The following is a 242-nucleotide window of genomic DNA, read 5'->3' as shown; positions in this document are numbered from 1 at the left end:
CGGCGCGGCGTTGAAGTGGGCGCCCGGGACGGCGCGACGCGGCCTCCGGGCGCCGCTATTCCTATGACGTGGCGCGATGTGCGATGGTCGGCTTTTCCTCTGTTTTCGTCGCTTCCGCCGCTTCGACCGCTTCGACCGCTGCGACAGCTTCCGCCGCTTCCGCCGCTACCACCGCTTCGACCGCTTCGACCGCTTCCGCCGCTTCCACCGCTTCCACCGCTTCCACCGCTTCCACCGCGATC

The 242-nt window shown here is 69.4% G+C and carries 1 protein-coding gene; it reads right to left on the bottom strand.

Going from position 1 to position 242, the window contains the following annotated elements; translation table 11 throughout:
* Positions 1 to 61 precede the first annotated feature (61 nt).
* Positions 62 to 242 (bottom strand): hypothetical protein (locus tag SB752_RS33165; RefSeq protein WP_410719622.1); only part of this gene is annotated, 181 nt, incomplete at its 5' end.

This window comes from Brevibacillus sp. SIMBA_040 (genome assembly GCF_046535075.1).
Taxonomy (GTDB): domain Bacteria; phylum Bacillota; class Bacilli; order Brevibacillales; family Brevibacillaceae; genus Brevibacillus.
Note: the sequence above shows the minus strand (reverse complement) of the source record. Positions and strands in the feature narration are given on the sequence as shown.